Origin of the sequence: Dryocola sp. LX212 (assembly GCA_041504365.1) — a bacterium.
GTDB lineage: Bacteria > Pseudomonadota > Gammaproteobacteria > Enterobacterales > Enterobacteriaceae > Dryocola.
Genome location: CP167917.1, coordinates 2,586,253 through 2,609,824 on the forward strand (window position 1 = coordinate 2,586,253; position 23,572 = coordinate 2,609,824).

Consider the following 23,572-nt stretch of genomic DNA (forward strand, 5'->3'; position numbering starts at 1 on the left):
AGTTTAACATTATCAGGAGAGCATTATGGCTGTAACTAATGTCGCTGAACTTAACGCCCTTGTAGAGCGCGTCAAGAAAGCCCAGCGTGAATATGCCAACTTTACTCAAGAGCAAGTTGATAAAATCTTCCGTGCTGCCGCTCTGGCCGCCGCTGATGCTCGAATCCCCCTCGCGAAACTGGCCGTTGCCGAATCTGGCATGGGTATCGTTGAAGATAAAGTGATCAAAAACCACTTTGCTTCTGAATACATTTATAACGCCTACAAAGATGAGAAAACCTGTGGTGTGCTGGACGAAGACCAGACCTTCGGGACCATCACTATCGCTGAACCAATCGGCATCATCTGCGGTATTGTTCCAACAACTAACCCGACCTCTACGGCTATCTTTAAATCTCTGATCAGCCTGAAGACCCGTAACGCAATTATCTTCTCTCCGCACCCACGTGCGAAAGACGCGACCAACAAAGCGGCAGATATCGTGCTGCAGGCAGCCATCGCTGCCGGTGCGCCAAAAGATCTGATCGGTTGGATCGACCAGCCTTCCGTTGAGCTGTCCAACGCCCTGATGCACCACCCGGATATCAACATGATTCTGGCAACCGGTGGACCAGGCATGGTTAAAGCCGCATACAGCTCCGGTAAACCAGCAATCGGCGTAGGCGCAGGTAACACCCCTGTCGTGGTTGATGAAACCGCTGACATCAAGCGTGTTGTTGCTTCTATCCTGATGTCTAAAACCTTTGATAATGGCGTAATCTGTGCGTCTGAACAGTCCGTCATCGTTGTTGACTCTGCCTATGACGCAGTGCGCGAGCGTTTCGCAAGCCACGGTGGCTACATGCTGCAGGGCGCAGAGCTGAAAGCCGTTCAGGATATCATCCTGAAAAACGGTGCCCTGAACGCGGCAATCGTCGGTCAGCCAGCAACGAAAATTGCTGAACTGGCAGGCTTCACCGTACCGGCAAACACCAAAATTCTGATCGGCGAAGTCAGTGTTGTTGACGAATCCGAACCGTTTGCACACGAAAAACTGTCTCCAACTCTGGCAATGTACCGCGCTAAGAGCTTCGAAGATGCGGTTGTTAAAGCTGAAAAACTGGTTGAAATGGGCGGTATCGGTCATACCTCTTGCCTGTACACCGACCAGGACAACCAGCCAGAACGCGTTAAGCACTTCGGCGACAAGATGAAGACTGCGCGTATCCTGATCAACACCCCTGCTTCACAGGGTGGTATCGGTGACCTCTACAACTTCAAACTCGCACCTTCCCTGACTCTGGGTTGTGGTTCATGGGGTGGTAACTCCATCTCTGAAAACGTTGGTCCTAAGCACCTGATCAACAAGAAAACCGTTGCTAAGCGAGCTGAGAACATGTTGTGGCATAAACTTCCGAAATCTATCTACTTCCGCCGTGGCTCCCTGCCAATCGCGCTGGACGAAGTGATTACTGATGGTCACAAACGTGCGATGATCGTTACCGACCGTTTCCTGTTCAACAACGGCTATGCCGACCAGATCACTTCCGTACTGAAAGCGGCTGGCGTTGAAACTGAAGTCTTCTTCGAAGTAGAGGCTGATCCTACCCTGACCGTTGTTCGCAAAGGTGCAGAACTGGCCAACTCCTTCAAACCAGACGTCATTATCGCGCTGGGCGGCGGCTCCCCAATGGATGCGGCCAAAATTATGTGGGTCATGTACGAACATCCGGAAACCCACTTCGAAGAGCTGGCGCTGCGCTTCATGGACATTCGTAAGCGTATCTACAAGTTCCCAAAAATGGGCGTGAAGGCGAAAATGATCGCCGTCACCACCACATCCGGTACCGGTTCAGAAGTAACGCCGTTTGCGGTTGTTACTGATGATGCTACCGGTCAGAAATACCCGCTGGCTGATTACGCTCTGACCCCGGATATGGCTATCGTTGATGCTAACCTGGTGATGGATATGCCTAAGTCCCTGTGTGCATTCGGTGGTCTGGATGCCGTGACCCACGCGCTGGAAGCTTACGTTTCCGTACTGGCGAGCGAATTCTCTGACGGCCAGGCTCTGCAGGCGCTGAAGCTGCTGAAAGACAACCTGCCAGCGTCCTATAATGAAGGTGCTAAAAACCCAGTTGCTCGTGAGCGTGTACACAACGCTGCGACCATCGCGGGTATCGCGTTTGCGAACGCCTTCCTGGGCGTGTGTCACTCAATGGCGCACAAGCTGGGTTCCCAGTTCCACATTCCTCACGGTCTGGCGAACGCCCTGCTGATCTCCAACGTTATCCGCTATAACGCGAATGACAACCCAACCAAGCAGACTGCATTCAGCCAGTACGACCGCCCACAGGCACGTCGTCGTTACGCTGAAATCGCAGACCACCTGGGTCTGAGCGCGGCGGGTGACCGTACGGCGGCTAAGATCGAGAAGCTGCTGGCATGGCTGGATAGCATCAAGGCTGAGCTGGGTATTCCTAAGTCCATCCGTGAAGCGGGCGTTCAGGAAGCTGACTTCCTGGCACACGTTGATAAGCTTTCTGAAGATGCGTTCGATGACCAGTGTACCGGTGCTAACCCACGTTACCCTCTGATCGCCGAGCTGAAGCAGATTCTGATGGATACCTATTACGGTCGTGAATACGTAGAAGGCGTAGTGACTAACGAAGCCGCTCCGGCAGTGAAAGCTGACAAGAAAGCAAAGAAAACCGCTTAATTGTTAATGGTTAATTAAAAACCCGCTTCGGCGGGTTTTTTTATGTCTGTATGAAGTCATTGCTGCAACGCACTGCAAGCGAATAATGAAGTAAGCAAGGCGTTACCCTGAAAGTTATGCGCCCTGAATGGCTTGCAGAGAGCCCTTTTCCAGCGCATCCTTATAATGTTTTCGGCATACGGAGACATAGCGCTCGTTTCCACCTATCACAACCTGCTCACCCTGATTATAAGGGCGGCCTTCGCTGTCCAGGCGCAGCACCATGCTGGCTTTGCGTCCGCAGAAACAAATCGTTTTCAGCTCAACAAGCTTATCCGACCAGGCAAGCAAATACTGGCTACCGGTAAACAGCTCCCCCCGGAAGTCCGTACGCAGGCCGTAGCACAGCACGGGTATATCCAGGTCGTCCACCACATCGGATAACGCGCGGACCTGCTCACGCGTCAGGAACTGGCTTTCATCAACTAATACGCAATGTACCGGTGCGAGCAGGTGCTCGTCACGGATATCGCTATACAAAGACGTCGCGGGATTAAAAAGCTTAGCGGGGGAAGATAATCCAATCCGCGAACTGACCTTCCCTGTACCAAACCGATTATCAATTTCTGCTGTATACACCAGCGCCCGCATTCCCCTTTCCTGATAATTGTAAGAAGACTGCAGCAGAGCCGTGGATTTTCCGGCATTCATCGCCGAGTAGTAGAAATAGAGTTGCGCCATTCGCTGTTAACCTGCGTCAAAGTGTAAATATTGTTAACAGGCATTATACCATAAGCTTTGGACCAACTTCTTCTGCGCAATCACCCCGCCCATGAGGCACTTGCCAGGGGTTATATAAGCAATTTCTAATAGTTACCTCACCGTATAAACGAAACCCGCCATTTGAAATGAGGCGCTAAGACTCAGAGTTTTCTGTGGTTTTATAGATTGCATGAAATTAACCATTACAGCATTTAATATAAAATTGTTAAGACTGTGCCTCTATTCTCACAATAATACCAAAGGTGGATATTCCGAAATTACCCCGCCAAACCACAGGGTTTGTCATGCTCAACAACCCCTGCAACTCCCAGGGTTGTTGTTGAAAAAGTGAGTTATCATAGCTTTTTTTGTACGACTACCCGTAACCAATTTAAGTTAGCGTCGTTTAATAAATGGGATAAATAACACGAAATTTTGAGTTCCTTACATTCATCCCTATTGCAGAACTTAATTTAAGGCTCTATTATTACCTCAACAAGCCAACCCAATAAAAGTTTGAGATTACAAAAATGAGCGAAGCACTTAAAATTCTGAACAACATCCGTACTCTTCGTGCACAGGCAAGAGAATGTACTCTCGAAACCCTGGAAGAAATGCTGGAAAAATTAGAAGTTGTTGTTAACGAACGCCGTGAAGAAGAAAATGCGCAGGCCGCTGAAATTGAAGAGCGCACTCGTAAACTGCAGCAATACCGTGAAATGCTGATTGCAGACGGTATCGATCCTAACGAATTGCTGAACAGCATGGCTGCAGTCAAATCTGCAGGTAAAGCTAAGCGTGCCGCACGCCCGGCTAAATATCAGTACATTGATGAGAACGGCGAATCCCGCACATGGACTGGCCAGGGTCGTACTCCAGCAGTAATCAAAAAAGCAATGGAAGACCAGGGTAAAAAACTGGAAGATTTCCTGATTGCCTAATTTTACACTTTAAGTGTGCTGCTTATTAAATCCCGCTTCGGCGGGATTTTTTATGTCCGTAAAAAAAGGAAGCCATGCTTCCCCTTTTCACGCGGTGTAACGTCTATTAGATCAACTCACTTTATAGAAGGTTTTATACCATTCAACAAAGTTAGCTACACCCTGAGCCACGCCAGTTTGCGGCTTAAAGCCAATGACGTCATATAACGCGCTGGTATCTGCGCTGGTCTCCAGCACGTCGCCAGGCTGCATCGGCATCATATTCTTCTGCGCCACTTTGCCCAGCGCCGTCTCAAGCGCCGTAATATAATCCATTAGTGTGACCGGACTGCTGTTACCGATATTGTAGACACGATAAGGCGCTGAGCTCGTGGCAGGCGTCCCCTGCTCTACCGTCCAGGCAGGATCGGGCTGCGGGATCACATCCTGCAGGCGAACGATCGCTTCGGCAATATCATCGATATAAGTGAAATCACGGCGCATTTGCCCGTGGTTGTAAACATCAATGCTATTACCCTCGACAATTGCGCGGGTGAATTTAAACAGCGCCATATCTGGACGCCCCCACGGCCCGTAGACCGTAAAAAAGCGCAGACCTGTGGTAGGCAGGCCATATAAATGTGAGTAGGTATGGGACATCAGCTCGTTGGCTTTTTTGGTCGCCGCATATAAAGAAACGGGGTGATCAACAGAATCATCTGTGGAAAAAGGCAGCTTGCGGTTCAGACCATATACTGAGCTTGAAGAGGCATAAAGCAGATGACCTACTTTATTATGGCGACAGCCTTCCAGCACGTTCAAATGACCAATAAGGTTTGCATCAGCATAGGCATGAGGATTATCGATTGAATAACGTACACCGGCCTGCGCGGCAAGGTGAATTACGCGATCAAATTTTTGCGTGGCGAATAACTTTTCCATCGCGGCACGATCGGCGAGTTCAATTTTTTCAAACTGGAAGCGTGCATGAGGTTTAAGTAAATCGAGGCGGGCGAGCTTGAGGTTGACATCATAATAGTCATTCAGGTTATCGATACCGATAACCTGGTGACCGGCAGCAAGCAGACGCTCGCTTACATGAAAACCAATGAAGCCTGCTGCGCCGGTAACCAGAAATTTCATACTAACCTCGTTTATTACGCAATATTGATGGACGCTCCGCGGCCAATTGCATAATAAACAAAGCCGCGTTTGCTGAGTCTCTCAGGATCATACAGGTTACGGCCATCAAAGATAACTGCTTGCTTAAGGGATTTCTTGATTGTTTCGAAATCCGGCGCGCGGAAACTTTGCCATTCCGTACAGATGACCAGAGCATCAGCGCCCTGCAGCGCAGCTTCTTTGGTGCCCATCAGTTTCAGATCTTCACGGTGCCCGTAAATACGCTGGGTTTCATCCATCGCTTCCGGATCGAATGCCTGAATTTTTGCGCCGCGCTCCCACAGCGTTTCCATCAGCACACGGCTGGATGCTTCACGCATGTCGTCGGTGTTAGGCTTGAAGGAGAGCCCCCAGAGCGCAAAAGTTTTACCCTGCAAATCTTCGCCGAAGTGGCGAGTGATGAACTCAGGGAGCTTTAGCTTCTGGTCGTGGTTGACTTCCTCTACTGCCTGCAGAATACGCGGCGTATAGCCAATCTGCTGCGCGGTTTTGATCAGCGCCTGCACGTCTTTCGGGAAGCAGGACCCACCGTAGCCGCAGCCAGGATAGATAAAGCTGTATCCGATGCGCGAGTCAGAACCAATCCCCATACGCACTTTCTCGATATCAGCACCCAGGCGCTCGGCCAGGTTAGAGATTTCGTTCATGAAGCTGATTTTGGTCGCCAGCATGCAGTTCGCGGCGTATTTGGTCAGCTCAGCGCTGCGGATATCCATCAGGATCATGCGGTCGTGGTTGCGGTTAAACGGCTCGTAGAGCTCACGCAGCAAATCGACCACATCTTCGTTATCGGTACCAATAACGATACGCTCAGGGCGCATACAGTCAGACACTGCCGCCCCTTCTTTCAGAAACTCTGGGTTTGACACCACGTCAAAGGCGATATCTACGCCGCGCTCTTTCAGCGTCTGAGCCATCACGCTGCGCACTTTATCTGCCGTACCGACCGGCACGGTGGATTTATCCAGCACAACTTTATGCGAGTCCATGTGCTGCGCAATAGTCCGCGCCACCGCGGTGACGTATTTCAGATCGGCAGAGCCGTCTTCGTCTGGCGGAGTCCCGACGGCGATAAACTGCATTACACCGTGGTGGACACCCTGCTCGGCATCCGTACTAAACTGCAGTCGGCCTTCATCGTAGTTTTTCTTTACCAGCGGCGTCAGGCCCGGCTCGAAAATGGGAATGATGCCGTTCTTCAGATTCTCAACTTTTTGCGCATCAACGTCGATGCACATGACTTCGTGGCCAACTTCCGCAAGCACTGCTGCCTGCACAAGCCCTACGTACCCGATACCAAATACGGTAACTTTCATCTTTCTATCCTGCGTTGAATTGAATTACTTCTTCGCGCCAACGGTCTCTTCCAGCCAGGCGGTAAAATCTTCGCCAAGTGTTTTATGGCGAATGCCGTACTCAACAAACGCCTGCATATAGCCGAGTTTGTTGCCGCAATCATGGCTCACGCCCTTCATGTGGTAGGCTTCAACGGTCTGCTTTTCCATCAGCATGGCGATGGAGTCAGTCAGCTGGATTTCATCACCCGCACCCGGAGGCGTTTTCGCCAGCAGCGGCCAGATATCAGCATTCAGCACGTAACGACCCACAACCGCGAGGTTGGACGGCGCCACGTTCGCTTTTGGCTTCTCGACGATGCCAACCATTGGCACGCTGTCGCCTTCTTTTAATTCAACGCCTTTACAGTCCACGACGCCGTAGGCGGTCACGTCTTCAACTGGCTCAACCATAATCTGGCTGTGGCCCGTCGCATCAAAACGCTTGATCATTTCGGCCAGGTTATCCTGAGAAAGATCGGATTCGAATTCGTCGAGGATCACATCCGGCAGGATGACCGCAACAGGTTCATCACCCACTACAGGATGAGCACACAGCACCGCGTGTCCCAGGCCTTTCGCCAGCCCCTGGCGAACCTGCATAATGGTGACGTGTGGAGGGCAGATAGCCTGAACCTCTTCGAGCAGCTGACGCTTAACGCGTTTTTCCAGCATAGCTTCAAGTTCAAAGCTGGTATCAAAGTGGTTTTCGATGGAGTTTTTCGATGAGTGGGTAACCAGCACAATCTCAGTGATGCCCGCAGCGATACATTCGTTCACCACGTACTGAATGAGTGGTTTATCCACCAGCGGCAACATTTCTTTAGGAATTGCCTTAGTCGCTGGCAACATACGCGTTCCTAATCCCGCAACGGGGATTACTGCTTTAGTAACTTTAGAATTAAGGGCAGCCATTGAAAAACCTCCTGGACTGTTCAAGTTTCAAACTTGCTCGTCAATTTAAAAACGCGTTCGAGTATATCAGCTTAAAATCGTAATCTGCCGCTGAATAGCCGTGGGCCGGGTAATTTAAGACTAATACGCATCGCTATGACGCGATATTACCACCAGCCCGGACAAGGGAGAAAAGTTAAATGTAATCAGTTAATCAGCCGCTCATTCCGCAGACAGCATCAGCCGCAAACGCCCGCCCGCACCCCATACCTGACACTGCCAGGCTTCGCAACGCTGGCTAATTTGATTCAGATAAGTATTGCCTAAAGTCCCCAGCGGCACCCCGTTGCTCACCTGAATTTGATGCTCGCCGGTATTTAACGTCGCATTAAGTCCGGCGGAGACTAAAATGAGGTTTTTTAATACGCTGTGATAATAACCAACGATGAGCGGAAATTGACCCGTAAGATTTGCCTGTCGTAATAATTGATTAACCTGCTTCAGCAGGTTGCCTAATTCCGGCAGCCGCTGCCGCTGATGGGACAGTTGTTCCTGTAATAACCCGTTAAAAAGCGCGCGTAGCAGCAGCGCTGCAAGAACGCCGTTGTCGCCGGCTCGGGTCACGTCCAGGCAGTAAAAAGCCAGATCGTTGTCTGACAGCGGGGCAATGTCCAGCACCAGCCCCGGCTGGTCCGCGGCAATCAGCTGACGGTAGTTCACACGACAATGGGATATGACCTGCTGCACAGGTGGCTGGAGTTCCTGCAGAAGATTAGACGCGGCCTGTGGGTCGCTAACCAGCGCATCCCAGTCCTGGAACAGACGCTCTTCTTCTTCCACACGTGAATTAAACATCGCCGGGTAAAGACAGGCATATACCGTCTCGCGCAGGCGGTTAAGATCTTTTAAGGGCTTTAAGAGGACGTCCTGCACGCCCAGACGCAAAGCTTTGGCGATATCGGCCATATTTTCCGTTGCGGAAATGACCAGAATCGGCGTCTGGTCACCCTCATTGCGAATATGTTCTACAAGCTTTAGCCCGTTCATTCTCGGCATCGCAAGATCGCAAATCAACAAATCTGGGGTGGCGGATGTCATTTTTTCCAGCGCATCAATCCCATCCCTTGCAACAGAAGTCTCTGCTCCAAGGGATGAGAGATAGCTTTCCAGCAGGGAGCGGAAAACAGGCTCATCCTCAACGATGAGGATCTGTTTTCCCAATAGTGGCTGTGTCATGCTCTCTCCTCTGACTGGCAATGAGTAAATAGTGGCATGCTTACGCCCTGCGCGCCTGTCAGAATTGCCTGAAGAAATGAAAAAAACCAATACTCACTCATGAGTACGAACCAGGGGCAGCAGCTCATCCATCTTTTTCTCGACGGCTTGAGCCCCCGCATGAATAGCTTCGCCAGCGCGATGAAAATCCAGCGTTGAAATTTGCGGGCAAAAAGGCTGCAAAAGAATATCAGGTGGATCGCCCGCCATGCGGTTACGCTTTAGCCGGTTCTCCAGCACCTGTATCGATGTGGTCATGATTTCCGTTGCGGTCGGCGTGGTATTTGCCTGACGCGTTTTAATCTTACCCAACTGCTCGCGCAGGCGGCCTCGCCAGGTGTCCGTTTGAATGGACTCATCATCCGTGGGACCGGCCATATTGACCGATAATAGATCCTGCTGCATTAAATGCGCGTCATGCTGCAAGTCCACGGCGATAACAATATCAGCGCCTAACGCGCGAGTCAGCGAAATGGGGACAGGATTGACCACGGCACCATCAACCAGCCAGTAGCCGTTGAATCCGACGGGGGATAACAGCCCGGGCATACTGCATGACGCCCGCACAGCCTGGTGCAGGTCGCCTTCGGTGAACCATAGCTCACGGCCGGTACTGAGGTTTGTTGCAACCGAGCCAAACTTCAGGGCGCAACCTTCGATGGTTTCATCGGGAATGATTTTTCGGATAGTGTTAAATACCCGTTCACCCCGCAGTAGACCGCCGCGACGCCAGGACAGATCCATCAGGCGCAGCACGTCCCAGTAACCGAACGAACGGACCCAGCGCTCCATCAGTGGAAGGCGGTGGCAGGCGTAGGCGGCACCCACCAGCGCGCCGACAGAACAGCCCGCCACGATGTCAACCTCAATGCCTGCCCTTTTTAGCGCATTGATGACGCCAATATGCGCCCAACCTTTTGCTGCTCCCGACCCTAACGCCAGGCCGATTTTTACCTGTCTCATTCCGCCTCGGTCACTCTTTTCGGGATCTGCATCCCGTGGCGCCTTCGCCACTGCTCGGTTAACATAGCGCTGCACGGGCGTTTAACGCCGTTTATTCTTTAACCAAGGAGTTACTGTGGCGCAACTTTGTCCCTGCGGCAGCGGTCTCGAGTATAGCCTATGTTGTCAGCCTTACGTACGCGGTGTGAACCTGCCATTAACACCATCACAACTTATGCGCTCGCGATACAGTGCCTATGTGATGCAGGATGCGGAATACCTCGTTGCAACCTGGCACCCATCCGCCCGCTATGACTCTCTGACAACGGATATTTCTGCGAGTTTCGCCAACACGCAGTGGCTTGGCCTGACCATCTTTGAAGAGGCTGCCGGCAAGGAGCCTCACGAAGGATATGTCAGCTTTATTGCCCGCTTTAAGGACAAAGAACATGAAAGTGCCATTCTTGAACGTTCCCGATTCTTAAAAGAAACGGGTCGATGGTATTATGTCGACGGCACACGTCCCACTTTGGGTCGTAATGACCCCTGCCCCTGCGGCTCCGGCAAAAAATACAAAAAGTGTTGTGGGCGGTAAACTTTCCAGCCGTACCACACTATTGTTTAGCAAACACCGTTCAACAGGATTTACCAAGCGATGCCAGCATTACAACGAAAAGTACTTCGCACCATCTGCCCTGATGCAAAAGGGCTTATCGCCAAGATCACCAATATCTGCTACAAGCACGAGCTGAATATTGTGCAGAACAACGAGTTTGTCGATCACCGCACCGGTCGCTTCTTCATGCGTACCGAGCTGGAGGGCATTTTCAACGACACGACGCTGCTGGCAGATCTCGACGGCGCATTACCTGAAGGTTCGGTGCGCGAGCTGACCCCTGCGGGGCGCCGCCGCGTGGTGATTCTGGTGACCAAAGAAGCCCATTGCCTGGGTGACCTGCTGATGAAAGCGACCTACGGCGGCCTTGATGTAGATATCGCCGCCGTGATAGGCAACCACGATACGCTGCGCACGCTGGTGGAGCGCTTTGATATTCCATTCCAGCTCGTCAGCCATGAAGGAATGACCCGCGAAGAACATGATACCCAAATGGCAGATGCTATCGCCGCCTACGAGCCAGACTATGTCGTGCTGGCGAAGTACATGCGCGTGCTGACGCCGCTGTTTGTCTCCCGCTTCCCGAATCAGATTATTAATATCCACCACTCCTTCCTGCCTGCGTTTATCGGCGCTCGCCCTTACCATCAGGCCTACGAGCGGGGCGTGAAGATTATCGGTGCTACCGCGCACTACGTGAATGACAACCTGGACGAAGGCCCTATCATCATGCAGGACGTGATCCATGTAGATCATACCTACACCGCGGAAGATATGATGCGCGCAGGCCGCGACGTAGAGAAAAATGTGCTAAGCCGCGCCCTGTATCAGGTGCTGGCACAGCGCGTCTTCGTCTACGGCAACCGCACGATTATTTTGTGACGGACGAGTTGAATCGTTTAGCTTTAGGGCGTTACGCATAAAAAAACGGCAAACGATTCATTTTCTTACCGCGAAAGCTTTACAGGGGCGCTTCATTTGATATGATGCGCCCCGCTTCCAGCCAAGGAAGCAGGCCAGTAAAAGCAGTACCCCGTGGTGGGGTTCCCGAGCGGCCAAAGGGAGCAGACTGTAAATCTGCCGTCATCGACTTCGAAGGTTCGAATCCTTCCCCCACCACCATTTTCAAGTTTCGTATCTTCATCAGGTATTCAATCTTCTTCCAGATTACTCAGGGGGAAGGATGAGAAGCTTCGATTAAGGTTCGAGTCGAACGTAGTGAGACAACGTTGCATCAGCAACGGTCATCCTTCCCACTCCGTTCTTGAAGCCAACTCCAGTTTGGTTTTAGCCGATAAGCACCATACCCCTGGCGGGGTTCCCGAGCGGCCAAAGGGAGCAGACTGTAAATCTGCCGTCATCGACTTCGAAGGTTCGAATCCTTCCCCCGCCACCATCTTTTAGTATCCCCCTCTATTCCAGTTTTCATTACTCTTCCCTATTCCCGATGGGGAAGGACGAGAAGCTTCGACTCAGGTTCGACTCACGCCAGTGAGAACGCGCAATGCGCGATCATCCTTCCCCCGCCACCATCTTTTAGTATCCCCCTCTATTCCAGTTTTCATAACTCTTCCCTATTCCCGATGGGGAAGGACGAGAAGCTTCGACTAAGGTTCGACTCACGCTAGTGAGAACGCGCAATGCGCGATCATCCTTCCCCCGCCACCATCTTTTAGTATCCCCCTCTATTCCAGTTTGCATTACTCTTCCATATTCCCGATGGAGAAGGACGAGAAGCTTCGACTAAGGTTCGACTCACGCCAGTGAGAACGCGCAATGCGCGATCATCCTTCCCCCGCCACCCTCTACAAATACCTCACATTTTTAAACCTGGATTTAGCTCCTCCTTGACTAACCTTCTCTTAAACATGGTCTTTATCCCTTCCCCCGCCAAAATCTGCACTTGTTTCGCGTAACAATAACGATAATAATTCGCATTCCTTAAATTCAATACCTTCTCGGAACTACGAAAACAATGAAACTGGGATTCACCGTAAAGCGCTCCGCTTTACTTTGCGCGCTTGCCCTTGCCGCTCCGGCATACGTTATGGCAGAGGAAACCATCGTCGTTACCGCAAAACCGGCGGAAACCTCCACCAGCCCGACGGAGGGTTACACCGCGACCGTTAGCCGTGGCGCAACCAAAACCGATGAACCGCTTATCACCACCGGGCAATCCGTTTCCGTCGTCACACGCCAGCAGATGGACGACCAGGGTGCACTTTCCGTGAACAACGCCCTGAACTACACTCCGGGTGCTTTCACTGGCTTTGCGGGTGGCGCAACGCGTTACGATACCGTCGCCCTGCGCGGCTTCCACGGCGGCGATGTCAACAATACCTTCCTCGACGGCCTGCGCCTGATGAGCGACGGCGGCAGCTATAATGTTATTCAGGTGGATCCGTGGTTCCTGGAGCGCATCGACGTCATTAAAGGCCCCTCTTCGGCGCTTTACGGACAAACCATCCCGGGCGGCCTGGTGATGGAAACCTCCAAACGCCCGCAGTTCAGTGAAGAGGGCCACGTACGTGCTATGTACGGCAACAATGCCACCACCGGCACTGGGTTCGATTACACCAATGCTATTAACAATGAGTGGGCATATCGTATTACCGGGATGACGAAGAATTCTGACACCCAGTATGAAAATACCCGGGAAGAGAGCTATGCCATCTCCCCTTCCGTACTGTGGCAGCCCGATGAAAATACCTCGCTGCTGCTGCGCGCCTATCTGCAGAAAGATCCCTCCGGCGGCTTCCACGGTTCAGTTCCAGCAGACGGTAGCATTTACTCCACTACGGGCCGTAAAATCAGCACCGGCTTCTCTGACGTCGAGCCTGGCAACGACGAGTTCAAACGCCACGAGCAGATATACAGCTATGAGTTCGCCCACAGCTTCAACGACGTCTGGGCTTTCCGCTCCAACGCCAGCTACACGCATTCTAACGTCGGCCTGAAACAGGCCTACCAGATTGGCTGGGCGGATGCGGCGCACAACGAGCTGACCCGCTACTACAGCGGCGAGTCCTCTTCGCTCGACGCCTGGGCGATAGATAACCAGCTGGAGGCAGATTTTGCTACCGGCGAGCTGGATCATAAGGTCGTACTGGGCGCTGAATACCATAAGTTCACTAACGATCTGTCCGATGACTCGGCCTACACCACAAACCTCAACCCCTGGACGGGTGAGTCAGGCGGTCCCGGCGGCTTCTATTATTACGATCCACGCGACCCGACCTACGCCACTATTAACCAGGGGCTGTTGACCAAATCCGGCAGACGCCAGTATGAACAAAGCGGCGTTTATTTGCAGGACGATATGGCCTGGAACAAGTGGCACATGACCCTTTCCGGGCGCTATGACCATATCGTGACAAAAAGCCATATTGTCGCACCGGCCATTGAAAGCGACGTCACCGACAACCGCACGGACGACCACTTCAGCGGCAGAGCCTCCTTGCTCTACGCCTTCGAAAGCGGGATATCCCCTTATGTCAGCTACAGCCAGGCGATAACTCCGCAGGTGCTGCCAGATGCTCAGGGCAAGCTTCTTAAGCCAACTACCGCCGAGCAGTACGAAGCTGGGGTGAAGTATCAGCCGGTAGGGACAGCCGATATGTACACCGTCGCGCTGTATGACCTGACGCAGAAAGATGTGGGCAACCGTGTGGTTCAGGGTAGCTATTACGAACCAGCCGGGAAAGTTCACTCGCAGGGTATCGAGCTGGAAGCACGCTCGAACTGGACCGAACGTTTCTCTACCATAGCGGGTTATACATACAACAAGGTGCGCTTCAAGGATGCCATCGACGGCAATGACGGCAATACGCCGTACGTCACGCCTGACCAGATGGCGAGCCTGTGGGGCCTGTTTAAAGCTGATCTGGGCATCAGCATGGGCGCGGGCGTACGCTACATCGGCAAGCAGTGGGCGGATAACGAAAACACCCTACGCGTGCCGTCCGTCACGCTGTTTGACGCAATGGTACGCGCCGACATGGGCGCGTGGACGCCAGCGCTGAAAGGAGCTTTCGTGCAGGTTAACGCCACCAACCTGACGGGCCGCGATTACGTTGCGGGCTGCTACGGCACCGGCTACTGCTACTGGGGTGCCGAGCGCTCCGTCATCGCCACCGTGGGGTACGATTTCTAAATCTGCCGGACGGCGCTACTGCACCATAGGATTTTTGTAGGGTGCAGTAGCGCCAGCGTCAACAACCCCATCCTGCCGCTCCAGCGCTATCTGCGCGAGCGGCGTATCCGCTTCGTAGCGCGCGCCTGCATCCAGCGTCTTCTCATACTTATTGTATTTCCACCACGCGTAGCCAAGGAAAATCACCAGCCCGCCGACGTTATAGAACACAATCGTCATAATGCTCGCTCCCGTCGGGAAGGTAGAGGCGATAAAGCCTACGGTGAAAATCACTATCAGCACGCTGACGATGGTAATGCCCTGCATCCTTGTCCCCATGCGGAAATCGCGGTCGACCCGGTCATACTTCATGCGCAGATTGAGGTAGGCCAGCATGATAAACAGCGGCGGCAGCATCGAGGCGGCGGCGGTCATATTAATCAGGGTATTCATTAGCTCCTGCACGCTGCCGGAACCAATCGTAGGGATCAGCATCAGCGGAATAACAATCAGGAACTGGATCCATGCAGCCCGGGTCGGTACGCCATGCTGGTTCAGCCGCACGGTTTTCTCCCCAAAAATTCCTTTTGGAATTTCGGTGAAGAATATTTTTACCGGCGCTGCCGTCCACATCAGCAGGGAGCCGAACATCGCGGTAAACGACACGATGCCGACAAAGCGGTTCATGACAATCGTTGGTAGGCCGAAGTGACGGGCCAAGCCTTCGAAAACCTGTACCGTCCCGCCGGTAAAGTGCAAATCTGCTTTATGCACGAAGACATTAATCAGCAGCGACGACACGGTATACAAACCGCCGATAAACAGGCCGGACAGGATAATGACTTTCACGAACGCCTTACTGCCGCCCTTCACGTCGTTAACGTAAACCGCTACGGACTCCGCGCCGCCAGCGGCCTGGAAGATCCACGCAATGATGCCGAGGAAGGCCCAGCTGAACTGCGGCGTAATAGCCTGCACGTTAATCGGATCGGCAGGTTCAATCCCACCCACCACCGCAGCGCCCGCCAGAATAATGTAGGAGAAGGTCAGCAGCAGCATCAGCGTTGACGTTACCGACGTTAACGGTCCTAGCAATTTTGCGCCGTGATTGGAAATCCACGTAGAAAATGCGAATAAACAGATGCTGATTAACGATGTGGTAAGCGGCGTAAAGATGTAGTCATAGCCAAGAAACGCATAAGAAGCGTAGGCGATGACCCTGGGCAGAAGCGCGGTGAAGAAAAACAGATTCACGAACCAGTAGGTGTAGGCCGTAATAAAGGCCCAGCGCCCGCCCAGCGCGCTTTTCACCCAGGCATAAACTCCCGCCTCCGAGTTACGGTTGAGGGAGACGAACTCCGCGATAATCAGGCAGAACGGGATAAAGTAAATCAGCGTCGCCACCAGGAAGACCGGCGCCGAGGCAATTCCCAGCTGAATATTATTATTGATGACGTTATTGAAGCTGAATACCGCCGCAAAGGTCATGGATAATAACCCGAACTTGCCAATTGTATTTCTGCTAACTGAAGCCATGGACACACTCCACGTTTTGTAGGGGTTTTTATAGTTTTAATAAGCCGGGAGGCATCCCCCGGCTTCGGTAGTTATTTATTCAGAAAATAGGTTTCTTCGACGGTGACCTTCAGGATCACTTTTCTGAAACCAGCGCCTTCCTGGAAGCGGTAAGCCTCATGGTTTTCACAGATGATGACGTTGCCAGCCCTGAGCCGCAGGGTTTCACCCGCGCCGCTGAAGAACTCGCGATCGCTTTCGTCTTTGTAGGGTACCTCGGCCAGCAGCCGGGATTTGTCGGCGTATTCCACGGTTTCTCCACCGGCCAGGTAATAATGGACGTCGAAATAGCGGCGGTTTCCTTCAAATAGCCCGTTGCCAGGGGAGTCCCCCTCGCTCAGGCGATAAACCAGCGAATCTCCGACGGAATAAAAAACGGCTGGCTGAATATTGCCGACGTTATTAATTGCTTCCATGCAGCGCAGCCATTTTTTCCCGGCGTGATAAATACGCTGGAACTCCTCCAGAGTTTGCAGAACGATCATTGCGCCTCCTCCTTAACAAACTCGCGCGGCTGAATGTCATATTTCGCAAGCGTGACCGCTGCGATTTGCTGTTCGCGGAACGGCAGCATGGCGAAACCGTAGTTGAACGGTCGGAGATAGATCCGCCAGGAATCCAGCACTTCGGAACCCCATGAGTTCGAGCCGAGGCCGAGGATCTGGTCGTCCAGGTTCAGCGTCAGGCAGCCGCTGCGCTCGAGTTCGTTAATGTGCTGCGCCTGTTGGATCATGTCGGCGTCGTAGGGCCAGAGGCTAAAGTTGACTGGCCTGCGCGGCTGGATGAACATCCCCCTGCCCGCCTCGTCCGTCAGCGCAATCCAGCGCACCTGCTGGCGGTTACCGTTGTCCTGCGGGAAGGGATAATTTTCAAACAGGCTGTCAGCAGGCTGCGCGTAATGGCCAATAAGGTTGCTTTGAGCGCTGTCCGGATAGTTTTCCCCCGGCCCTCGTCCATAGTATTCAACCTTGCTGAAGCGCTGGCTAAGCCCGAAATCTAGGCCAATTTTCGGGATGATGGCCTGATAGCTACCATACGGCGCACCGCTTAAATCCAGCGTAACTAGGCCAGCCGGGGTGATTCGCCAGCGGTAGGTACAGCGCATACCGAAATCGAAGACCGGCGGCGCGATTACCGTATCCACCTCAACAATCCAGTCGTCCCCCTGCCGCTGCTGGCGCAGCTCGCGGAAATGATGCTGCATCAGGTGCAGATGGAAGGGCTCCCAAAGCCCTTCAAACTCCTGCTTGTGGTTGTCGATAACCGGCTTAAAGAAGGTAAGGTGCGGCGCTCGCCCGACAATTTCCTCGCCGTCGGCCAGCCAGGAGAGCAGCTCGCCGCTGAGCTGGCAGAAAGTCAAAGCGAAACCGTCGCCGCTGATAACCAGCTGATGCGATTTGATTTCGCCGCGCAGGACAGCTCGAGCAGCCTGTGGCAAAGGCTCTCGAACGCAGGCCGCCTGACGCAGGAACTGATAGTGCCCAAGCGGATGCATGGCATCGCTGTACGCCGTGGCGCTGCGCTTGCAGATTTCAACATTGATAAAAACTTCACCCGCCGGTAGCTCAGGCGCACACAGATGCAGTTCACCCGTTTCTCCCGGCTGAATCTCCGGCAGCGCAAGGGTTTGCCGGGCCAGCGTTTCGCCGTCCAGCTGATAGCTAACCAGCAGCTCAATATCATCCAGCGCGCTGAACCAATAGCGGTTTTCCACCAGCAGCACGTCGTCACGGGCGGTTGTCCTTACGGCTACCGGACACAGCACCTGCTTATACTCCCGCAGCCCCGGTCCCGGGCGCTGGTCCGGATAAATCAGCCCGTCCATGCAGAAGTTGTAGTTATTCGGATAGTCGCCGTAGTCACCGCCGTACTGATAGCGGTCCCGCCCCTGCTCGTCCTGCACCAGCAGCCCGTGGTCGCACCATTCCCAGACGTAATGGCCCTGCAGGCTTTTATGTTCGTTGAACACGTTCTGATACTCACTCAGCCCGCCCGGCCCGTTCCCCATCGCATGGGCGTATTCGCAGATAATGCGGGGTTTCGGATGAGGATATTCACCAAATGCATTCATCATCGAAACGCGGGAATACATGGTACTGATCACGTCCACCACTTCCGCATCCCGGTCTTCTTCGTAGTGGATGAGCCGGGTCGGGTCCATGGCTTTACAACGCGCGGCCATCGCGCGGATGTTGCAACCGTAGCCGGACTCGTTGCCCAGCGACCAGATGATAATGGAGGGATGGTTTTTCTGCGCCGTAACGTGGCGTTCAATGCGTTCTACGTAGGCTCTCTCCCACGCCGGGTCGTCCGTGATACGGCTGAGATCGCCCACGTTGGCAAATCCATGGCTTTCGAGGTCGGTTTCGGCCATTACAAACAGACCGTACCGGTCGCAAAGCGCGTAGAAACGCGGGTCGTTTGGATAGTGCGCCGTGCGTACAGAGTTGATGTTGTGCTGCTTCATCAGGACGATGTCGCGCTCGGCGCGGGCCATATCGATAGCGCGGCCTTTGTGATGATCGTGATCGTGACGGTTCACACCGTGCAGCTTCAGGTATTTGCCGTTCACGTAGAACAGCCCGTCGCGAACCTTAATATCGCGGAAGCCGACCTGCTGCGGCACAACGGAAATGGTGTTCCCGCCGCCGTCGCGCAGCGTCAGCAGGAGCAGATACAGATGCGGATGCTCCGCGCTCCACTGTTTCGGCTGTTTAACCGGCATTGCAAAATGGCAGTTTTGGAGGTCCTGCCATTGCTCCGCTACGCACTCGTTGCCGTCAAAAAGCTGCGCCTGGAGCTGATAGCCGTCCTGGTTTTCGCCGGAAATACTGCAGCGAACGGTCAGCTCAGCGTCACGGTAATTTTCATCAAACTCGGTGACGACGGTAAAATCCTGCACGTGGACCTGCGGCTGGCCCAGAAGGTAAACGTCGCGGAAAATCCCCGCCGTCCACCACATATCCTGATCCTCGATGTAGGTAGAATCTGCCCACTGCATGACGCGAACGGAAAGCAGGTTGTCTCCCGCCTGTACAAAGGGGCTGATATCAAATTCGGCGCTCAGGCGGCTGCCCTTGCTGAAACCAACGTACCGGCCGTTGACATAGATTTCGAAGTAGGTCTCGACGCCGTCGAACCTGATGATGATCCTACGCTGTAGCCACTCGGCGGGCAGCGAGAACTGACGCTGGTAGGCACCCGTTGGGTTATTCGTCGGCACAAAAGGCACGTCGATAGGGAATGGAAACCCTTCATCGGTGTACTGCAGACTGCCGTGCCCTTCCATCTGCCACATGCCGGGAACCGTTATCTCGCCCCACTCCGCCATCATCTGCTGATAAAACGCTGCGGGCACTTTGTCCGGATGATCGAAAAAGCTGAACGTCCATTTTCCGCTCAGCAGCATAAAACCCTGACTGTGGGTGCGGTCTAGCGTCCGCGCCTGCTTTTCGCTGTCGTAGCCGTGGAACCACGCGCGCGGCGGTAATCGGTTCTCTGACAACTTGTCTGTGTTTTCCCAGTTTTTCACGTCGACTTCCTCATTACGTGTGTTCTGAGACAACGATAAGTAAATATTTAGTAAACTTATAGTTTATATTTTACTAAATGACACAGGGATCACATTAATCCTGCCGAAAGGAGAAGCAGAGGATAGCCCACTGGAAACGTTGTCCGGCGGGCAAAATTGTGGCTGGAGCGGGGATTATCTTGTGGAGTCGCGCAGCTGCAAAGAGCTGGGAACGTAGACGGAGAGCGGGATTGTGCGTTCGTCACGCAGCCGATCGTTCAGCAGGTTGACCGCCTGCGCGCCCATCGTCTCTGAGTGAATGCGCACGGTAGACAGCGCGGGGAAAACAAAGCGTGCGGTTGGGATATCGTTGACGCTGATCAGCGCCATTTGCTCGGGCACTTTTATCCCGTGCTCGTGCAAAGCGCGCAGCACGCCAATGGCGATGGAGTCCGTGGCGACAAATAAAGCCGGAGGATAATCCTCAGAAGAAGCGAGCATTTTCATTGCGCACTGGTAGCCGGACTGGCTGGTGAAATCCCCGTAAAAAATATCCTGCGTTTTGACGACCTTTTTGCCCCGACCATATTCCACAAACGCCAGCTCCCGTTGATCAGGCCACGCCGGGTCATCACGGCCACCAATAAAGCCGATACGCAGATAGCCGCGCGAAATGAAATAGTCGATAACCTTCTGGCTTATTTTGTACAGGTCGACATTGACGCAGTCAAAGCGCGGGTCGTCGGTGACGCCGTCAAGATAGACCAGCGGCAGTGCCTGCTGCTCGAGCCAGGCCTGAGTGAGCGGCTGCGGTTTGCCGATAACCAGCAAACCGTCTGCGGCTACGGGCCTTTCACCTTTGAAGTCATAGCAGGATATCAGCGTAATGCCGAGCTTTTCGCATTGTGTTTCAATGCCATAGCGCATCGCCAGATAGTAAGGATCGTTGATCTCAAGATCCTGGCCATAGGTGTAAAGCGCGGCAAAGGTAAGGCGCTGGCTGGCCTGCCGTCTGGCGCTGTGAATTTTATATTCCAGGCGCTCCGCGGCTTCGAGGATTTTCTGCCGCGTCTGGCTCTTCACGCTGAGCGTGGGATCGTCATTCAGCACCCGCGAAACCGTCGCCACGGATACCTGAGCCGCCTGGGCAATCTCCTTCAAAGTAGCCATAACATCCTAATCATCATTCGAAGAAAACAGTAGCTTAATAACATCTCAGGTTTATGTATACCCCAGCGTTTACCCCCTCTTGAACGATGCAAAGTTGTGATCCGCATATCGCTTTACTACATCAGGCATATTTTTTAGTAAAATATTTACTAATATAAGCCCCGTTCCGCTGATTCAGAGCTGATGACCTCGGGCGAATCTCAGTATCAGATCCATAAAACGCTGCCGATGAGCACCCGGACAGACGGTCATCGCTTCGTAGCGAAGGCCGATATTCTGCATCATCCGCAGCCGTACCTGACCGCCTCCTGGCAGCGCTGGGAAGGCTATCTGAAAAACCCGCAGACGACTCAGGTGCAGACCCGTGTGGCCGTAAAGGCCATTGAAACGCTGAACGGCAACTGGCGCGGCGCGGCGGGTGCCATGAAGTTTGATTCGGTAACCCCTTCGGTGACCGGACGCTGGTTCTCCGGCAATCAGACCTGGCCGTGGGATACCTGGAAACTTCTCGTGGAGCGCAGCCCATCTATACATGTTGTACAACGATTTCTTTACCCGCCCTTAAACGACAAACCCTATTCGTAGGTGGGATAAGCGTAAGCGCCATCCGACACTGCAATTTTCGACGGTTGATGGCGCTTACCTACCCTACAATACTTAAACGACAAACGGCCCCAGAAGGGGCCGTTTAAATTTAGAGCGATTCCGCTTAGCGGCGGACCTTCCGGTAGATGGCCAGCACTACAATCGCACCGACTACGGCGACCAGGAAGCTTGGCAGGTTAAAGCCCGTCACGTTGCCTCCGATGTGGAAGAAGGTCGCTAACCATCCGCCTACTACGGCACCGATGATCCCTAAAATACAGGTCAGGATGAAGCCACCGCCATCTTTACCAGGCATGATAAGTTTCGCGATGATACCCGCGATCAGACCGAATATAATCCAGGCAATAATACCCATTTTAGAAAATCCTCTTCTTTGTTGTGTAGTAACGCAGTCCCAGAGCGCTGCTTAACGCATAACTCATACTCTCGGTACGCTAAGTATAATCAACCATTTGAAAAACGTGACCGACATCACTAGCTTACGTGAAATTTTTCCTAACTACCTGAGATTTATCTTAAGCTTAACGGTGTTCTGCCGATATTGAGCAATACGACAATCGGCAAACGCAACAAGGACCGGGCCTTGAGTAATTATAACGAGCAGTTTCTGAAAAAGAGTCCTCTCGCGGTACTGGGCGTATTACGCGATCTGCACGGCAATCAGGTTCCGATTCGTCTCTCCTGGAGCGCAGGGCAATTTATTACTAAGATTCTGGATGTTTCGCAGGGGCAGCTGGTCATAGATTTTGGCAGTCAGGCGCAGGACAACCTGGCGGTACAGAAAGCGGAAAACATACTTTTCACTGCGGAAACCCTGGGGGCAAAGGTCGAGTTTACGCTGCCAAACCTACAGGCTATGCAGTATCTGAATCTGCCAGCATTTTGTTCGCCGCTGCCGCCGACTCTGTGGTTTGTACAGCGCCGTGAATACTTCCGTATTACTGCCCCGATGCATCCCTTCTACTTCTGCCATACAAAGCTCCCGAACGGTACCCTGTTCGACTTCAGGCTCTGCGACCTGTCGCTTGGCGGTATGGGCGCGCTGGTCGAGGGGCCTTTGCCAGACGGACTGGAGGCGGGGATGCGTTTCTCAAAGGTGGAGATCGATCTTGTCGAGTGGGGAAAGTTTTACTTTGATATGCAGTTGGTGATGCTCTCTGAGCGCACGGTGGTGGACAGTAAAAATCAGACTGTCAGCACCCCGCGGCTGAGCTTCCGCTTTCTGAACGTCAACCCGGCGGTTGAGCGTGAGCTTCAGCGAATTATCTTTTCACTGGAGCGGTCAGCCAGAGCGAAGGCCGACCGCGTAAGATAATTATATCTCGTCCAGCGCCCGCGAAACCTTATACAGGTAGCGCGGCGCCTGAGGTGATGGATGATGTTTCCCGACGTACTCCCAGAACTCCTGCGGACTTAACTCATTGATTTCATCGATTGCCTTGCTGCGGTTGGAGGAAAAGGTTCTGAGCAGCGCCCCTGCCCCGTTTGCGTAAGAAACCAACAGCGCATATTGCATAGTCTGCGGATCTTCAATGCCCGCAAGCGGGCCGTGCTCCAGAATATTGAGATAGGCCGTGCCAATAGTGATATTGCGGGCCGGATCCTTAAGCTCGCTGGTTGACGGCTGCCCGCTCCAGCCCATATGGCGATAAACTTCCGCACCCGCCGTTGAGGCCTTAATTTGCATCAGACCCACCGCATTAGATTTGCTGACCAGCGTCGGGTTACCGCCAGTTTCCACCGCAATGATAGCAGTGATAACGCGTGGACTAACGCCCCACTCCTGCGCCGCCTGCTCGGTGATGGGCATCCAGGTCAGAGCGCCCTCAACAGGTTTAGTCGGGTCCCACTCAGCTTGTTTGGTGGTGTGGCTGGAACAGCCAGCAAGGAACAGGACCAAAACAATCATCCATCTCATATTCACGCGTTCTATCCTTATAGATACTTTGCTCGTTATTACGGCGATGCAACGCCGC

Annotated in this window: 18 protein-coding genes, 2 tRNA genes and 1 pseudogene; 9 read left to right on the forward strand and 12 right to left on the reverse strand. The window is 53.2% G+C overall.

The window, feature by feature from the left end; all coding sequences use genetic code 11:
* The first annotated feature begins 25 nt into the window (after positions 1-25).
* On the forward strand, positions 26-2,698 hold the full coding sequence (gene adhE / locus ACA108_12360; GenBank protein ID XEX94203.1) for a bifunctional acetaldehyde-CoA/alcohol dehydrogenase: 2,673 nt from the start codon (positions 26-28) through the stop codon (positions 2,696-2,698).
* Between the two features lie 114 nt (positions 2,699-2,812).
* Here adhE and tdk read toward each other — a convergent pair whose 3' ends face one another.
* Complete coding sequence (gene tdk, locus ACA108_12365) at positions 2,813-3,418, reverse strand: thymidine kinase (GenBank protein XEX94204.1); 606 nt, start codon at positions 3,416-3,418, stop codon at positions 2,813-2,815.
* A gap of 551 nt (positions 3,419-3,969) precedes the next feature.
* Here tdk and hns point away from each other — a divergent pair.
* On the forward strand, positions 3,970-4,380 hold the full coding sequence (gene hns / locus ACA108_12370; protein ID XEX94205.1) for a histone-like nucleoid-structuring protein H-NS: 411 nt from the start codon (positions 3,970-3,972) through the stop codon (positions 4,378-4,380).
* Between the two features lie 111 nt (positions 4,381-4,491).
* Here hns and ACA108_12375 read toward each other — a convergent pair whose 3' ends face one another.
* The 5 genes from ACA108_12375 to rssA all read right to left on the reverse strand — a co-directional run bounded on the left by ACA108_12375 (position 4,492) and on the right by rssA (position 10,007).
* Complete coding sequence (locus tag ACA108_12375) at positions 4,492-5,502, reverse strand: NAD-dependent epimerase (GenBank protein ID XEX94206.1); 1,011 nt, start codon at positions 5,500-5,502, stop codon at positions 4,492-4,494.
* A gap of 14 nt (positions 5,503-5,516) precedes the next feature.
* On the reverse strand, positions 5,517-6,857 hold the full coding sequence (locus tag ACA108_12380) for a UDP-glucose/GDP-mannose dehydrogenase family protein (GenBank protein XEX94207.1): 1,341 nt from the start codon (positions 6,855-6,857) through the stop codon (positions 5,517-5,519).
* 24 nt (positions 6,858-6,881) lie between these two features.
* A complete protein-coding gene (gene galU, locus ACA108_12385; GenBank protein ID XEX94208.1) occupies positions 6,882-7,790 on the reverse strand; it encodes a UTP--glucose-1-phosphate uridylyltransferase GalU in 909 nt (302 codons plus the stop codon).
* 201 nt (positions 7,791-7,991) lie between these two features.
* Entirely contained in the window at positions 7,992-9,005 is a 1,014-nt protein-coding gene (gene rssB / locus ACA108_12390) for a two-component system response regulator RssB (GenBank protein ID XEX94209.1), read from the reverse strand.
* A 93-nt stretch (positions 9,006-9,098) separates the two neighbouring features.
* Positions 9,099-10,007 carry a patatin-like phospholipase RssA gene (gene rssA / locus ACA108_12395; GenBank protein XEX94210.1) on the reverse strand — a complete coding sequence of 303 codons (909 nt, stop codon included), beginning with the start codon at positions 10,005-10,007 and terminating at the stop codon, positions 9,099-9,101.
* Between the two features lie 115 nt (positions 10,008-10,122).
* On the opposite strand from rssA, the gene ACA108_12400 reads away from it, so the two are divergent.
* The 5 genes from ACA108_12400 to ACA108_12420 all read left to right on the forward strand — a co-directional run bounded on the left by ACA108_12400 (position 10,123) and on the right by ACA108_12420 (position 14,755).
* Positions 10,123-10,581 (forward strand): YchJ family protein, encoded by a 459-nt coding sequence (locus ACA108_12400; GenBank protein XEX94211.1) that lies wholly within the window; start codon positions 10,123-10,125, stop codon positions 10,579-10,581.
* A 60-nt stretch (positions 10,582-10,641) separates the two neighbouring features.
* Entirely contained in the window at positions 10,642-11,484 is an 843-nt protein-coding gene (gene purU / locus ACA108_12405; GenBank protein XEX94212.1) for a formyltetrahydrofolate deformylase, read from the forward strand.
* 155 nt (positions 11,485-11,639) lie between these two features.
* A tRNA-Tyr gene (locus ACA108_12410) sits at positions 11,640-11,724 on the forward strand.
* Positions 11,725-11,913: 189 nt separating this feature from the next.
* A tRNA-Tyr gene (locus ACA108_12415) sits at positions 11,914-11,998 on the forward strand.
* A 579-nt stretch (positions 11,999-12,577) separates the two neighbouring features.
* Positions 12,578-14,755: a TonB-dependent siderophore receptor gene (locus ACA108_12420; protein XEX94213.1), complete on the forward strand. Its 2,178-nt coding sequence runs from the start codon at positions 12,578-12,580 to the stop codon at positions 14,753-14,755.
* Between the two features lie 15 nt (positions 14,756-14,770).
* On the opposite strand, the gene ACA108_12425 is transcribed toward ACA108_12420, so the two are convergent.
* From ACA108_12425 to ebgR, 4 genes are all read right to left on the reverse strand, one after another.
* Positions 14,771-16,270: an amino acid permease gene (locus ACA108_12425; protein XEX94214.1), complete on the reverse strand. Its 1,500-nt coding sequence runs from the start codon at positions 16,268-16,270 to the stop codon at positions 14,771-14,773.
* Positions 16,271-16,341: 71 nt separating this feature from the next.
* Positions 16,342-16,794, reverse strand: coding sequence for a beta-galactosidase subunit beta (locus ACA108_12430; GenBank protein ID XEX94215.1), 453 nt, complete (start codon positions 16,792-16,794; stop codon positions 16,342-16,344).
* A complete protein-coding gene (gene ebgA, locus ACA108_12435; GenBank protein ID XEX94216.1) occupies positions 16,791-19,841 on the reverse strand; it encodes a beta-galactosidase subunit alpha in 3,051 nt (1,016 codons plus the stop codon). The genes ACA108_12430 and ebgA overlap by 4 nt, the downstream gene beginning before the upstream one ends.
* A gap of 174 nt (positions 19,842-20,015) precedes the next feature.
* Positions 20,016-20,990 (reverse strand): transcriptional regulator EbgR, encoded by a 975-nt coding sequence (ebgR, locus tag ACA108_12440; GenBank protein XEX94217.1) that lies wholly within the window; start codon positions 20,988-20,990, stop codon positions 20,016-20,018.
* A gap of 210 nt (positions 20,991-21,200) precedes the next feature.
* Here ebgR and ACA108_12445 point away from each other — a divergent pair.
* Positions 21,201-21,494: pseudogene (locus tag ACA108_12445) on the forward strand (alpha-glucosidase).
* A 205-nt stretch (positions 21,495-21,699) separates the two neighbouring features.
* On the opposite strand, the gene ACA108_12450 reads toward ACA108_12445, so the two are convergent.
* Positions 21,700-21,951: a GlsB/YeaQ/YmgE family stress response membrane protein gene (locus tag ACA108_12450; protein XEX94218.1), complete on the reverse strand. Its 252-nt coding sequence runs from the start codon at positions 21,949-21,951 to the stop codon at positions 21,700-21,702.
* A gap of 228 nt (positions 21,952-22,179) precedes the next feature.
* On the opposite strand from ACA108_12450, the gene ACA108_12455 reads away from it, so the two are divergent.
* Positions 22,180-22,911, forward strand: coding sequence for a flagellar brake protein (locus tag ACA108_12455; GenBank protein ID XEX94219.1), 732 nt, complete (start codon positions 22,180-22,182; stop codon positions 22,909-22,911).
* On the opposite strand, the gene emtA is transcribed toward ACA108_12455, so the two are convergent.
* Positions 22,912-23,514 (reverse strand): membrane-bound lytic murein transglycosylase EmtA, encoded by a 603-nt coding sequence (gene emtA / locus ACA108_12460; GenBank protein XEX98095.1) that lies wholly within the window; start codon positions 23,512-23,514, stop codon positions 22,912-22,914. It abuts the gene before it with no gap.
* Between the last annotated feature and the right edge of the window lie 58 nt (positions 23,515-23,572).

Bases quoted from the DNA above. Each gene is read 5' to 3' on its own strand.
- ACA108_12450 (XEX94218.1), bottom strand. From the start codon at position 21,951: ATGGGTATTATTGCCTGGATTATATTCGGTCTGATCGCGGGTATCATC.
- rssA (XEX94210.1), bottom strand. From the start codon at position 10,007: ATGAGACAGGTAAAAATCGGCCTGGCGTTAGGGTCGGGAGCAGCAAAA.
- ACA108_12425 (XEX94214.1), bottom strand. From the start codon at position 16,270: ATGGCTTCAGTTAGCAGAAATACAATTGGCAAGTTCGGGTTATTATCC.
- emtA (XEX98095.1), bottom strand. From the start codon at position 23,514: ATGAGATGGATGATTGTTTTGGTCCTGTTCCTTGCTGGCTGTTCCAGC.
- ACA108_12430 (XEX94215.1), bottom strand. From the start codon at position 16,794: ATGATCGTTCTGCAAACTCTGGAGGAGTTCCAGCGTATTTATCACGCC.
- ACA108_12380 (XEX94207.1), bottom strand. From the start codon at position 6,857: ATGAAAGTTACCGTATTTGGTATCGGGTACGTAGGGCTTGTGCAGGCA.
- ACA108_12375 (XEX94206.1), bottom strand. From the start codon at position 5,502: ATGAAATTTCTGGTTACCGGCGCAGCAGGCTTCATTGGTTTTCATGTA.
- purU (XEX94212.1), top strand. From the start codon at position 10,642: ATGCCAGCATTACAACGAAAAGTACTTCGCACCATCTGCCCTGATGCA.
- ebgR (XEX94217.1), bottom strand. From the start codon at position 20,990: ATGGCTACTTTGAAGGAGATTGCCCAGGCGGCTCAGGTATCCGTGGCG.
- adhE (XEX94203.1), top strand. From the start codon at position 26: ATGGCTGTAACTAATGTCGCTGAACTTAACGCCCTTGTAGAGCGCGTC.
- rssB (XEX94209.1), bottom strand. From the start codon at position 9,005: ATGACACAGCCACTATTGGGAAAACAGATCCTCATCGTTGAGGATGAG.
- galU (XEX94208.1), bottom strand. From the start codon at position 7,790: ATGGCTGCCCTTAATTCTAAAGTTACTAAAGCAGTAATCCCCGTTGCG.
- tdk (XEX94204.1), bottom strand. From the start codon at position 3,418: ATGGCGCAACTCTATTTCTACTACTCGGCGATGAATGCCGGAAAATCC.
- hns (XEX94205.1), top strand. From the start codon at position 3,970: ATGAGCGAAGCACTTAAAATTCTGAACAACATCCGTACTCTTCGTGCA.
- ACA108_12420 (XEX94213.1), top strand. From the start codon at position 12,578: ATGAAACTGGGATTCACCGTAAAGCGCTCCGCTTTACTTTGCGCGCTT.